This is a genomic window from Nocardioides sp. CCNWLW216 (assembly GCF_037120545.1).
Classification (GTDB): domain Bacteria; phylum Actinomycetota; class Actinomycetes; order Propionibacteriales; family Nocardioidaceae; genus Nocardioides; species Nocardioides lianchengensis.
On sequence record NZ_JBBBBJ010000007.1, the window covers coordinates 1 to 13,512 of the forward strand.

10 protein-coding genes are annotated in these 13,512 nt (G+C 74.5%); 5 read left to right on the forward strand and 5 right to left on the reverse strand.

What is annotated here, in order from left to right:
* Positions 1-275 precede the first annotated feature (275 nt).
* Positions 276-524 (reverse strand): hypothetical protein, encoded by a 249-nt coding sequence (locus V7S47_RS16230; protein WP_336562548.1) that lies wholly within the window; start codon positions 522-524, stop codon positions 276-278.
* Positions 525-646: 122 nt separating this feature from the next.
* Here V7S47_RS16230 and V7S47_RS16235 point away from each other — a divergent pair, with 122 nt between their 5' ends.
* From V7S47_RS16235 to V7S47_RS16255, 5 genes are all read left to right on the forward strand, one after another.
* Positions 647-2,107, forward strand: a complete 1,461-nt coding sequence (locus V7S47_RS16235) for an MFS transporter (protein WP_336562549.1) — start codon at positions 647-649, stop codon at positions 2,105-2,107.
* Positions 2,108-2,166: 59 nt separating this feature from the next.
* A complete protein-coding gene (gene ppc / locus V7S47_RS16240; protein WP_336562550.1) occupies positions 2,167-4,995 on the forward strand; it encodes a phosphoenolpyruvate carboxylase in 2,829 nt (942 codons plus the stop codon).
* Between the two features lie 124 nt (positions 4,996-5,119).
* Positions 5,120-7,570 carry an excinuclease ABC subunit UvrA gene (locus V7S47_RS16245; RefSeq protein ID WP_336562551.1) on the forward strand — a complete coding sequence of 817 codons (2,451 nt, stop codon included), beginning with the start codon at positions 5,120-5,122 and terminating at the stop codon, positions 7,568-7,570.
* Positions 7,571-7,598: 28 nt separating this feature from the next.
* Positions 7,599-8,621 carry an NADP-dependent oxidoreductase gene (locus tag V7S47_RS16250; RefSeq protein ID WP_336562552.1) on the forward strand — a complete coding sequence of 341 codons (1,023 nt, stop codon included), beginning with the start codon at positions 7,599-7,601 and terminating at the stop codon, positions 8,619-8,621.
* Positions 8,622-8,819: 198 nt separating this feature from the next.
* On the forward strand, positions 8,820-10,073 hold the full coding sequence (locus V7S47_RS16255; protein WP_336562553.1) for an APC family permease: 1,254 nt from the start codon (positions 8,820-8,822) through the stop codon (positions 10,071-10,073).
* Here the strand turns inward: V7S47_RS16255 and V7S47_RS16260 are convergent, their stop codons facing one another.
* Genes V7S47_RS16260 through V7S47_RS16275 form a run of 4 tightly spaced genes read right to left on the reverse strand, consistent with a single transcriptional unit; the run spans position 10,074 to position 13,493 of the window.
* Positions 10,074-10,736, reverse strand: coding sequence for a nitroreductase family protein (locus tag V7S47_RS16260; protein ID WP_336562554.1), 663 nt, complete (start codon positions 10,734-10,736; stop codon positions 10,074-10,076).
* A complete protein-coding gene (locus tag V7S47_RS16265; RefSeq protein WP_336562555.1) occupies positions 10,733-11,521 on the reverse strand; it encodes an ABC transporter ATP-binding protein in 789 nt (262 codons plus the stop codon). The genes V7S47_RS16260 and V7S47_RS16265 overlap by 4 nt, the downstream gene beginning before the upstream one ends.
* Positions 11,518-12,504, reverse strand: a complete 987-nt coding sequence (locus V7S47_RS16270; protein WP_336562556.1) for a FecCD family ABC transporter permease — start codon at positions 12,502-12,504, stop codon at positions 11,518-11,520. Before V7S47_RS16270 ends, V7S47_RS16265 begins: the two co-directional genes overlap by 4 nt.
* Complete coding sequence (locus V7S47_RS16275) at positions 12,501-13,493, reverse strand: FecCD family ABC transporter permease (protein ID WP_336562557.1); 993 nt, start codon at positions 13,491-13,493, stop codon at positions 12,501-12,503. The genes V7S47_RS16270 and V7S47_RS16275 overlap by 4 nt, the downstream gene beginning before the upstream one ends.
* Between the last annotated feature and the right edge of the window lie 19 nt (positions 13,494-13,512).

Sequence of the window (13,512 nt, forward strand, 5' to 3'; positions counted from 1 at the left end):
TGCAACATCGCCCCACTCTGCCGACGACATCACCGCGCCAAGACCCACACCCGCTGGCGCTACGACAAGATCGACGACACCACGTTCATCTGGCGCAGCCCCAACGGACTGACCTTCACGCGCGACCACACCGGCACCACCACCCCACAGCCCTGACCGAGAACCCTCGGCAGGGCCACGGGCGCGCGCCCTCCGGTGGGCCATGGTGACGGCGGTTCTGCCGGTGCTCGAGGACGGCCGCAGACAGTTCGTCGACTCGGTGCACGTCCACGGACTCACGTCGTCGGTCCGGCGATGCGTCGGGCGATCCGTCCAGCTCGGACCCGGACAGCGCCTGCGCCCATGCCCACCAGGAGGCCGAGTTGGGCGGCGGGAACGCCGACCTCCAGTACGGCGAACCAGGCGGTCGCGGGGTGGGCGACCAGCCCGAGGACGAGTCCGGCGACGGCGCCCGTCACCCCGAGGCCGACCGCGCCGAGCAGTGCGTAGCGGGGCACGAGCGGTACGTCCTGCGTCCACGTCATGATCCAAGGTCCCACGGATCGGTCTAACTGAACAGGTTCAGATCGTCGGGTTCGCGGACCGTGAAGGCGACGTGAAAGCGGCTCGAAACCGCCGTGAAGGGCGGCTCCCTAGCGTCACCGCCATGACCACCACCCCTGCGACGACGTCCGCGCCGTCGAGCACCTACACCTCCCTCCGCGCGGCCTGGATCCCCTTGGCCGCCCTCTGCCTGGCGTTCTTCGTCGAGATGGTCGACAACACCCTGCTGTCGATCGCGCTGCCGACGATCGGCCGCGACCTGGGGAGCGGTACGACGGCGCTGCAGTGGGTCACCGGCGCCTACTCGCTCACCTTCGGCGGGCTGCTGCTGACGGCCGGCGCGATGGCCGACCGGCTGGGGCGGCGCCGGGTGCTGCTGGTCGGACTGGCGGTCTTCGGGTCGCTGAGCCTGCTGGTCGTCCTGGTGGAGACCGCCGGCGAGCTGATCGCCCTGCGCGCCGCGCTCGGCCTGGCCGCGGCGGCGATGGCGCCGATCACCAACTCGCTGGTCTTCCGCCTGTTCGACGACAAGGCGCTGCGGATGCGCGCCATGACACTGATGATCATCGTCGGGATGTCCGGATTCGTCCTCGGCCCGCTGCTCGGCGGCACCGCGCTGGCCCACGTGCGCTGGGAGTGGCTGCTGGTGGTCAACGCCCCGATCGCGCTGATCGCCGCCGTCGGCGTACGGCGCGGCGTCGCGCCCGATCGGCCCGAGGACCTCACGAAGGACCGGCTCGACCTGCCCGGCGCCGTCCTCAGCATCGCCACCATCGGCCTGGCCTGCTGGTCGCTGACCAGCGGGGTCGAGCACGGCTGGCTCTCCGCGATCACCATCGCCTCGATCGTCGGCGCCGTGGCCGCCGGGTTCGCCTTCGTCCGCCACGAGCGCCGTACGCCGGAGCCGATGCTCGACCTCGGCCTCTTCTCCAGCGGCACCGTCCGTGGCGCGGCCATCGCGCAGGTCGGTACGTCGATCGCGATGGCCAGCGTGATGTTCGGCCTGATCCTGCACTTCCAGTACGCCTACGGCTGGAGCCCGGTCCGGGCCGGCCTGGCCAACCTGCCGATCATCGTCACGATGATCGCCGCGACGCCGCTGTCCGAGTGGCTCGCGAAGCGGTTCGGCCACCGGATCGCCTGCCTCGTCGGTGCCGGCTTCCTCGCCGGCTCGCTCGGGGGCCTGTCGTGGGGCGTCGACCACGGGTACGCCGCCATCGCGGTCTGCATGGTCGCCATGACGATCGGCCTGCGCACGGTGATGACCATCTGCGCGGTCGCCCTGGTCGACGCGATGCCGGCCAACCGCACCTCGATCGGCACCGCCCTCAACGACACGGCCCAGGAGGTCGGCACCAGCGTCGGTACGGCGGTCGTCGGCACCCTGATCGCCGCGCTGGTGACGACCCGGCTCCCCGCGGGCGTGTGGAGCAGCGACCTGGTCGCGTCGTTCTTCCACGGCGAGCGGATCACCTACGCGATCCTCGCGGTGGTCGTCGGGCTGGTCGCCGGCGCCGGTGCGCTGACGCTGACCGACTCCCGGTCGGTCGAGGAGGCGCACTGACATCTCATGGACACAGCCCTGTCGTCCAGCCGGTGCGGGGACCCGGGAGACTGACCCCCGTGGCTGATGCGAGTACCCAGGACATGACCGACGCGGACCGGCGTGAGTCGGATGTCGCCCAGTTCGGGTCGGGGGTGTCCTCCGACGAGCAGCACACGGCGCTGCGCGCGTCGGTGCGGCAGCTGACGACGCTGCTCGGGGAGGCCCTGAGCCGGCACGAGGGGCCGGAGCTGCTGGCCCTCGTCGAGCGGGTGCGGGTGCTCGCCCGGCAGGACGACGCGGAGCTGGTCGCGGTCCTGGGGTCGGTTGACGACGCGACGGCGGTGCAGCTCGCGCGGGCGTTCACGGCGTACTTCCAACTGGTGAACGTGACCGAGCAGCTGCACCGGTGGCGCGAGGTGACCGGCCAGGCCGCCGGTCCGCTGGCCCAGACGGTGGACCGGGTCGCGGCAGCGGTGGAGGCCGGCGAGCTCGACACGGCGCTGGTGGCCGAGGTGCTCGGCAAGGTCGAGTACCGGCCGGTGTTCACCGCGCACCCGACCGAGGCGTCGCGCCGCACGGTGCTGCGGCTGCTGCGCAAGGTCGCCGAGACCGTGGCGCTGCTGGAGGACCGGTCGCGGCCGGCGTCCCAGCGGCCGCGCGACGAGCGCCGGCTGGCGGAGCTGGTCGACCTGGTCTGGCAGACCGACGAGCTGCGAGCGGTCCGGCCCGAACCGGTCGACGAGGCCCGGACCGCGGTCTACTACCTCCGCTCGATCGCGGAGGACGTCGTCCCCGACCTGCTCGAGGAGCTGGACCGGCAGGTCGCCCGCCTGGGCCTCGAGCTCCCGGCCACGGCCCGTCCGCTGCGGTTCGGCACCTGGGCCGGCGGCGACCGCGACGGCAATCCCAATGTCACGCCCGCGGTCACCCTGGAGATCCTGCGCCTGCAGTTCCTCTCGGGTACGGCGGAGCTGGTCGGCCTGGTCGAGGAGGCGCTGACCGAGATGACGTCCTCGACCCGGGTGGTGCCGTGCAGCGAGGCGCTGCGCGACTCGCTCGAGGTCGACGCCGCGGCGCTGCCGGTCACCTGGAGCACCATCCGTCGGCTGAACGCCGACGAGCCCTACCGGCTCAAGCTGAGCTTCGTGCGGGTCCGTCTGCAGCGCACCCGGGACCGGGTCGTGAACGGCACGCCGCACGAGCCGGGCCGCGACTACGCGTCGTTCGACGAGCTGGTCGCCGACCTGCAGCTGGTCCGCGACTCGATGCTCGCCCACGGCGACGACCTGACCGGCAACGGCACGGTGCTGCGGCTGCTGCGCACCGCCGTCGCGTTCGGCACCCAGCTGGCGACCATGGACGTGCGCGAGCACAGCGGCAAGCACCACGCGGCGCTGGCCGAGCTGTTCGACCGGCTCGGCGAGCTCGACGCGCCGTACGACGAGCTGGAGCGCCCCGAGCGGATCGCCCTGCTCTCGGCCGAGATGGGCTCGCGCCGCCCGCTGGCGGGTGCCGCGGTCAGTGGCCTCGGCGAGGCGGCGACCGCGTCGCTCGACCTGATGGGGACTATCCGCGAGGCGCTCGACCTGTACGGCGCGGACACCGTCGAGACCTACATCGTGTCGATGACCCACGACGTCGACGACCTGTTCGCGGCGGTCGTGCTGGCCCGCGAGGCAGGCCTGGTCGACCTCGGCTCGCCCGAGCAGCCGGCGACCGCGCGGATCGGCTTCGCCCCGCTCTTCGAGACCGTCGCGGAGCTCGAGCTCGCCGGGCCGCTGCTCGAGGCGCTGCTGGGCGACCCGTCGTACCGCCGGGTGGTGACCGCGCGCGGTGACGTGCAGGAGATCATGCTCGGCTACTCCGACTCCTCGAAGGACGCCGGCATCGCCGCCTCGCAGTGGCAGATCCACCGCGCCCAGCGGGCCCTGCGCGACATCGCCGCCGCGCACGGCGTGACGCTGCGGCTCTTCCACGGCCGCGGCGGTTCCGTCGGCCGCGGCGGCGGCCCGACCGCCGAGGCGATCATGGCGCAGCCCCACGGCAGCCTGGTGGGCCCGATCAAGATCACCGAGCAGGGCGAGGTCATCTCCGACAAGTACTCCCTGCCCGGGCTCGGCCGCTGGAACCTGGAGGGCGCCCTCGCGGCGGTCATCGAGGCGACCCTGCTGCACCGCGACCAGCAGCTGGCGCCCGACGTCCTCGCCGACTGGGACGCCGCCATGGACCAGGTGGCCGGTGCCGGCCAGGAGGCCTACCGGGCCCTGGTCCGCGACCCGGCGCTGCTGCCGTTCTTCGTGGAGGCGACTCCCGTCAACGCGCTCGGCTCGATGAACATCGGCTCCCGCCCGGCCAAGCGCCCCGGCGGCGCCGGCGGTCTCGACGACCTGCGCGCGATTCCGTGGGTCTTCGGCTGGACCCAGTCCCGGATCATCCTGCCCGGCTGGTACGGCGTCGGCTCCGGCCTGGCCGCCGCGCGCGAGGCCGGTCGCGGCGAGTCGCTGCGCGAGATGTACGGCTCGTGGGCGTTCTTCCGGACCTTCCTGTCCAACGTGCAGATGACGCTGGCCAAGACCGACCTCGACATCGCCGGTCGCTACGTCCGCGCGTTGGCCCCCGAGTCCGGGGCCGAGGTGTTCGCGGCCATCCGCGCGGAGCACGAGCGCACGGTGGCCGAGGTCCTGGAGGTCACCGGGCAGTCCGAGCTGCTCGAGCACGCGCCCGTGCTCCGCCGTACGCTCGACCTCCGCGACACCTACCTCGCCCCGCTGCACGCCCTGCAGGTCGCCCTGCTGGCCCGGGCCCGCGAGACCGGTGACGACATCGCCGACGCCAGTCCCGAGCTCCAGCGGGCGCTGCTGCTCACGATCAACGGCATCGCGGCCGGACTGCGCAACACCGGCTGACCGGCCGCCGCCCCACGACCAGCGCAATTGCGCCGGCTACGGGCGGGTACGGCGATCCAGCGCCCACAACCGGCGCAATTGCGCCGGTTCGGGGCAGGCGGCGGCCGGGTACCCACCAGTCACGATGAGTGACCCCCTCGATGGCTACGTCCGTGTCCGTGGAGCCCGTGAGCACAACCTGAGGGACGTCGACGTCGACGTCCCTCGCAACGCGATCGTCGCGTTCACCGGGGTGTCCGGCTCCGGCAAGTCCTCGTTGGCCTTCGGCACGATCTACGCCGAGGCGCAGCGCCGGTACTTCGAGTCGGTGGCGCCGTACGCCCGACGGCTGCTCCAGCAGGTCGGGGCACCGCACGTCGACGAGATCACCGGGCTCCCGCCGGCCGTGGCCCTGCAGCAACGGCGCGGCGCCCCGAGCTCGCGGTCGACGGTCGGCACCATCACGACGCTGTCCAACCTGGTGCGCATCCTCTACTCGCGGGCCGGCAGCTACCCGCACGGCGCCGAGCACCTCGCGGCCGAGGCGTTCTCGCCCAATACGACCGCCGGGGCCTGTCCGGAGTGCCACGGCCTCGGCGTCATCCACGACGTGGCCGAGGACCTGCTGGTCCCGGACCCTGCGCTGAGCATCCGCGACGGCGCCATCGCGGCCTGGCCGGGCGCCTGGCAGGGTCACAACCTGCGCCGGATCGTGAAGAACCTCGGCATCGACGTCGACCGGCCGTGGCGCGAGCTCGCCGCGAAGGACCGACAGTGGCTGCTGTTCACCGACGAGCAGCCGTCGGTGCTGATCCGGCCGCAGGACAAGGACGGCGGGGGTGGGCGGGACTACCACGGCACGTTCCGCAGTGCCCGCAGCCACGTGCACCACGTGCTGGCCAGCTCGGCCAGCGCCGCCATGCGCGCGAAGATGCTGGCCTTCGTCCGCAGCACGCCCTGCCCGGTCTGCGACGGGACCGGCCTGCGCGTCGAGGCCCTGGCGGTCACCTTCGCGGGCGTGTCGATCGCCGCCCTCGGCGCCCTGCCGTTCACCGAGCTGGTCGAGCTGCTGCGCTCCTCGGCCACCGGGGACGAGGACGACGTCGCCGTCCGGATCAGCGCCGACCTGGTCGCCCGGATCGACCTGCTCCTCGACCTCGGTCTCGGCTACCTCTCCCTCGGCCGTACGTCGACCACCCTCTCGCCGGGCGAGGCGCAGCGGCTGCGGATCGCCACCCAGCTCCGCTCGGGACTCTTCGGCGTGGTCTATGTCCTGGACGAGCCGTCGGCGGGCCTCCATCCCGCCGACGCCGAGCCGCTGCTGGGCGTGCTCGACCAGCTCAAGGCGGCCGGCAACTCGCTCTTCGTCGTCGAGCACGACCTGGACGTCGTACGCCGGGCCGACTGGGTCGTCGACATCGGCCCGGCGGCCGGGGGAGGAGGCGGTCAGGTGCTCTGGTCCGGGCCGGTCGCCGGCCTGGAGGGCGTGCGCGAGTCGCCGACCAGCGACCACCTGTTCGGCCGTGCGGCGCGCTTCGAGCACGAGCTGCGCACACCGAGCGCCTGGCTGCACCTGGGCGGGGTCACCCGCCACAACCTGCGCGACCTCTCGGTCGACCTGCCGCTGGGCGTCCTGACCGCGGTCACCGGCGTCTCCGGCTCGGGGAAGTCCACGCTGGTCTCGCAGGTGCTCGCCGAGGTGGTGCGCGCCGAGCTCGGACAGGCGCCGGAGCCGCCGGCCGACGAGGACGAGGTCTCCGAGGCGGTGGAGACCGGCCGGGTCGCCGGAGCGGAGGCGTTCGACCGGGTCGTGGTCGTCGACCAGCGCCCCATCGGCCGCACCCCCCGCTCCAACCTGGCGACCTACACCGGCCTGTTCGATGCGGTGCGCAAGGTCTTCGCGGCCACGCCCGAGGCTCGCCAGCGCGGGTACGGCGCCGGTCGGTTCTCGTTCAACGTCGCCGGCGGTCGCTGCGAGACCTGCGACGGCGAGGGCTTCGTCTCCGTGGAGTTGTTGTTCCTGCCCGGCACCTACGGTCCGTGCCCGACCTGCCACGGCGCCCGCTACAACGCCGAGACCCTCGAGGTGACCTATCGCGACCTCTCGGTCGCGGACGTGCTGGCCCTGTCGGTCGACGAGGCCGCGGCCTTCCTCGACGGGGCCGCCGCCGGGATCAGCCGCAGCCTCGAGGCGCTGCGCGACGTCGGCCTCGGCTACCTCCGCCTGGGCCAGCCGGCCACCGAGCTCAGCGGGGGAGAGGCCCAGCGGATCAAGCTGGCCACCGAGCTCCAGCGGGCCCGGCGCGGCCACGCCCTCTACCTGCTCGACGAGCCCACGGCCGGCCTGCACCCGGCCGACATCGACCTGCTGCTGCGCCAGCTGCACGGCTTGGTCGACGCCGGCAGCACCGTGGTCCTGGTCGAGCACGACCTGCCGACCATCGCCACCGCGGACTGGCTGGTCGACCTCGGTCCCGGCGGCGGTGACGCCGGCGGGAAGGTGGTCGCCACCGGCACGCCGTACGACGTCGCCGCGGCCGGCGTCGGCGCGACGGCGCCGTACCTGGCCCGACGGCTGGGACTCGCGCCGCACTGACCCCGCCCGGTGGGGGAGTCTCGGCGCCATGGCCCTCACCAACCGTCAGATCGTCCTGCGTCGCCGACCGCAGGGGCTGGTCGTTCCGGAGGACACCGAGCTGGTCAGCTCGCCCGCGCCGGAGCCCGCCGACGGTGAGGCGCTGGTCCGGATCACCTACGTCGGCGTGGACGCCGCGGCCCGGACCTGGCTGGACGACCAGCCGGGCTACCTGCCGCCGGTGCAGCTCGGCGAGGTGGTCCGCGCGGCCGGGATCGGGGAGGTGGTCGAGAGCCGGTGCGACGCGTACGCCGTCGGCGACGTGGTCACGATGCTCTCCGGCTTCCAGGACTACACGATCGTCCGCGACGACCTGTTCTGCACGCCCGTGACGGGGATGGACGTCGTCGACCACCGGGCGGTCATGTCGGTCTACGGCCCGACGGGCGCGACGGCGTACTTCGGGATGCACGACGTGGGCCGGCCCCGCGCGGGCGAGACCGTCGTGGTGTCGGCGGCCGCCGGGGCGACCGGCTCGGTGGCGGGCCAGATCGCCAAGATCGCCGGCGCGCGGGTGGTCGGGATCGCCGGCGGCCCGGAGAAGTGCCGGACGGTGGTCGAGGAGTTCGGCTTCGACGCGTGCCTCGACTACCGGGGCGGTGACCTGGACGCCGCGCTCAAGGAGCACTGCCCGCGCGGCGTCGACGTCTACTTCGACAACGTCGGCGGCGACGTGCTGAACGCCGTCCTGGGCCGGCTGGCCGCGAACGCCCGGGTGGTGCTGTGCGGCGTCATCTCCAGCTACCTGACCGGCGAGCACCCCGGCCCGGCCAACTACGTCAACCTGCTCGCGCGCACCGCCACCATGCAGGGCTTCAACGCCCTGCACGAGTGGCCCCGCTTCGGCGAGGCCTTCGCGGCCCTGCGCGGCTGGGACGAGCAGGGCCTGCTGGTCCACCGCGAGACCGTGTACGACGGCCTCGAGTCCTGTGTCGACGCGCTCAACGGCATCTTCACCGGCGCCAACATCGGCAAGATGCTGGTCAAGGTCGCCGAGCCCACGGGCGACTGATCCGGGTCGGGTCGGGCGCTCAGCTCCAGGTCGCCGGGCTGTGGCCGGCCGCGACGGCCAGCTCGGTCAGGAGCGCACCCAGGACGACACGGACACCACGAGACGGACTTCGCACGGCGAGAGCGTAGGTGGACCGCTGCCGGCAGGGGACCGGTTCCGGTGAACGCGCCGGAGGACCTCGCCCTCTAGGCTTCCCGTGTGACCCCGCCGACCCTCGCCCGGCGGCTCGGGACCACGGACGCGGTGGTCGTCGGGCTGAGCGCGATGATTGGCGCCGGGATCTTCTCGGTGTTCGCGCCCGCGGCCGAGGCGGCCGGCGGCCGGGGCCTGCTGATCGGGTTGGTCGTCGCGGCGGTGGTCGCCACCTGCAACGCCGTGTCGACCGCGCAGCTCGCGACGGCGTACCCCTCGTCGGGCGGCAGCTACGTCTACGGGCGCGAGGTGCTCGGCGAGTGGTGGGGCTTCCTGGCGGGCTGGGCCTTCGTGGTCGGCAAGACCGCGTCCTGCGCGGCGATGGCGATGACCTTCGCGGCGTACGCCGTCCCGGGCTCGGCCTGGGTGATGCGCGGCGCGGCGGTCGCGGCGGTGCTGCTGCTGACGGCCGCCAACCTGCGCGGGGTGACGCGCACGGCGTCCGTGGCCCGGGTGCTGCTCGTCGTCACGCTGGTCGCGGTCATCGCGACGACGGTCGCGATCGCGCTCGGTGATCCCGCCTCGCCGGGCGAGCGCGACCTCGGGGCCGTGGACGGCGGGGCGCTCGGCGTCCTCCAGGCCGCGGGTCTGCTCTTCTTCGCGTTCGCCGGCTACGCCCGGATCGCCACCCTGGCCGAGGAGGTGCGCGAGCCGGCGACCCTCACCCGCGCCGTCCTGGTCGCCCTCGGCGTCGCCGTCGTCCTGTACGGCGCCGTCGCGGTCGTCGTGGTCCGCGCGCTCGGGGACGACCTCGCCCAGACCATCACCCCGCTGGCCGACGCGGCCGAGGCCGCGGGGGTCGGCTGGGCCGGACCGGTGATCCGCGTCGGCGCCGCCACCGCGTCCCTGGGCGCCCTGCTCGCGCTGCTCGCCGGGGTGGGTCGGACCTCCCTGGCCATGGCCCGCGAGCGTGACCTGCCCGGCTGGCTCGCGTCGATCAGCCCGCAGCACCGGGTGCCGGACCACGCCCAGCTGACCATCGCCGCGCTGGTCGTCGCGCTGGTGCTGGTCGCCGACCTGCGCCAGGCGATCGGCTTCTCGTCGTGCGGCGTCCTCGTCTACTACGCCGTGGCGAACCTCTCCGCCCTGCGCCAGCCGGCCGCCCAGCGCCGCTCGCCCCGGGCCGTCGCGGTCCTCGGGCTGGTCGGCTGCGTGGTCCTGGTGGCCACGCTGCCCACCGCGTCGCTGGTCGGCGGGGTCGTGGTCCTCGCCGTCGGGGTGGTGGGCCGGGCCGTCCGGCTGCGCCGCGACGCCCGCTGATCAACGCCGCCCGAGCGCGACCAGCACCGCCAGCAGCTCGCCCTCGGGCAGGACGAGCAGCTCCGACCAGGCGCCGTCGTCGTACCCCATGACCGGGCAGGCGGGCAGACCGAGCGCGGTGGCGACGAGCAGCACGTTCTGCAGCGCGGCGCCGGCGTCGAGGTGCAGGGTCCGGTAGTGCCGGGGCGGGTAGCGGCGCAGGGTGCGCTCCACGTCGACGACCAGCGCCAGCCACGTCGGGGCGCGGGTGGCGAAGGGCGGCTGGTCGAGGGCGGCCGCGACGTACGGCGTGGGGTCGCCGGCGCGCAGGACCGCGAGGTTCGGGACCGGGTGGCGCAGGTCGGCCCGGTGCACGCCCGGAGTGAGCTCGCCGGGTCCGCGTGCGACGACGTACGGCACGACCGACGGGAGGCCGCCGGCGCGCGGGGCCGTCCCGACGCCGAGGTGCAGCAGCGTCGCCAGGTCGGCGAGCGCCGGCTGCCCCGCCCCGAAGGAGTACGCCGACCTCCGTGCCTCGAGTGCCTCCGCGAGCGAGCCGTCGACCCGCCCCGGAGCGGGCAGCCGCCGGGACTCGTCGGCGCGCGGGGGCAGCAGCGCGGGGTCGGGCGTGCGGGGGACGGCGGTCGCGTTGAGGGCGTCGTGGACGGCCCGGACGAGCCTCATCGGGCCACGAAGAGCGGCCGGCCGGTGACGGGGTCGCCGACGACCAGCGCGTCGACGTCGAAGACGGACCGGAGCGTCTCGCTGGTGAGCACCTCCCGCGGGGTCCCGTCGGCGAGCACCCGACCCTCGCGCAGCGCGACGATCCGGTCGGCGTGCCGGGCGGCCTGGTTGAGGTCGTGCAGGACCATCACCACGGTCAGGCCGTGGTCGTCGCGCAAGTGCTCGACCAGGCGCATCAGCTCGATCTGGTGCCGGACGTCGAGGTAGGTCGTGGGCTCGTCGAGGAGCAGCACGCCCGTCTCCTGGGCCAGGGTCATGGCGATCCAGGCCCGCTGCCGCTCGCCCCCGGAGAGGGAGTCGAGCCGGCGGTCGGCGAGGGGGGTCAGGCCGGTCAGCTCCAGGGCCCGGCGCATCGCGCCGTCGTCGTGGCGACGGAGCATCGCCCAGGGGCCGAGCTGGGGGTAGCGGCCCTGCTCGACCAGCTCGCGCACCGTCGCCCCGGTCGGGACCACGGCGGTCTGGGGGAGGACCCCGAGCCGGCGGGCCACCTCGGTCGACGGCAGCCGATCGATCAGCCGGTCGTCGAGCAGCACCTCGCCGGCCTGCCGACGCAGCACCCGGGCCAGGGTCATCAGCAGCGTCGACTTCCCGGAGCCGTTCGGCCCGACCAGCGCGGTCACGGTCCGCGGCCGGACCTCCAGGGTGAGGTCGGCGACCACGACCCGGCGGGCGTGACCGGCCGACAGTCCGCGGGCGGCCAGGACGGGGGGCTCGGGGGTGCTCATGCTCGGTTCTCCCGACGGACGAGGCTGACGAGGACGGGGGCGCCGATCAGCGCCGTGACGGCACCGACCGGGACGCCGGAGACGTCGGTCGCGACCCCGGGCAGCTGCACCGACACGGAGAACGCGACGAGGTCGGCGAGGCTGAGCAGCAGGGCCCCCAGGACGGCGCTGACCGGGATGAGGACCCGGTGGTCGGCGCCGACCAGGAGCCGGCCGACGTGCGGGGCGACCAGGCCGACGAAGGCGACCGCGCCGGCCGCGGCGATGGCGGCGGCGGCCCCGGCCACCGCGACCAGGAGTACGACGGCCAGCACCGGCCCGGTCCGCAGCCCCAGCCCGATCGCGGCCGGCTCCCCGAGCGCCCAGACGTTGAGCCGGCTCGCCAGCAGCCACGCCGCGGGTAGGACCACGACCAACCAGGGCCAGAGCAGCGTCCAGTCCTGCGGCGTGCGGGCGTTGAGCGAGCCGACCAGCCAGCGCAGGACGACCGAGATCGGGGCGGAGTCCACGACCAGCAGCAGCGAGGTGAGCGCGGCCAGGACGGCGCCGAGCAGGACCCCGGTGACGGCGAACGAGCGGCGGCCGACGACGTACAGCACGGCGCCGGTGGCCAGGGCGCCGCCGAGCGCCGCCGGGTAGGCGAGCGCGTGGCCGGGCCAGAGCACGAGCGTGCCGACCACCGCCAGCGCCGCGCCCGCGCCCACGCCGGTGGTCGCCGGCTCGGCCAGCGGGTTGCGGACCACGGCCTGGACGAGCACCCCGGACACCGCGAGCAGGGCCCCGGCGCCGAGGCCGACGAGCACCCGGGGGAGGCGGTAGTCCAGCACGATCAGCGCGTAGGCCGGCTCCGTCTCGCGCCCGGTCAGCACCCGCAGCACCGCGGCCGCCGGGAGGTCCGAGCGCCCGAGGAACAGGTGGGCCAGGACCAGGGCCACCCCGGCGACGGGGGCGAGTACGACAAGGGCCCTCAGCCGCCACCTCACGCGGGCACCGCCGTACGACGCGACAGCAGGACCAGGGCCGGGACGCCCACCAGCGTGGTGGCGATGCCGACGGGCAGCTCGACGGGGTACAGCAGCAGCCGTGAGGCCAGGTCGGCGAGCACGAGGAGCAGGCCGCCGAGGAGGACGGCGAGCGGGAGCACCCGGCGGGTGCTGACCGTGCCGAGCAGCCGACGGGCCAGGTGTGGGGCGAGCAGGGCCACGAACGCGACCGGACCGCAGACCGACGCGACCGCCGCGGCCAGCAGCGCGGCCACCCCGACGGCGGCGACCCGGGTGCGCGTCACCGGGACGCCGAGTCCGGCCGCCACGTCGTCGCCCAGGGTCAGCGCCTCGACCCGACGTCGCAGCAGCCAGGCGGCGCCGACGCCGGCGGCCACGAGGGGCGTGACGGTCTCCAGGTGCGGCCAGCCGCGGGCGGCCAGGCTGCCGAGCAGGTAGCGGAAGAGCACCATCACGTTGCCCTGGGTCCCGAGCCCGACCACGGCGACGACCAGCCCGCCGCACGCGGCGGAGACGGCCGCGCCCACCAGCGCCACGTGGGCGGGGTCGCGGGTGCGGCCGATGGCGAGCAGGACCAGGGCCCCGGCGACCACGGCCCCCGCGAGCGCCGCCCACGGCTGGACGACGAGCGGCACGCCGAGGCCCAGCACGACGATCGTCGCGACGACGACCGCGGCGCCCGAGGACACGCCCAGCAGCTCCGGGCCGGCGATCGGGTTGCGCAGGACGTCCTGGAGCAGCAGCCCGGCCGCGGCGAGGCCGGCCCCGGCCACCAGACCGAGCAGCGCGCGGGGGAGGCGGACCTCCCAGACGGGGACCCGCAGCGGGTGCGCCGGGTCGGTCAGCGCGGCCAACGCGGTGGCCGGGCGCAGCCGCGGCTCGCCCAGGCAGAGCGCGGCCAGCACGCAGACCGCCAGCGCCGCGACGGCGAGACCGGGGACTCCGACGCGCTTGATAATGGTTATCATTTCGTCCTCATCGTCCACC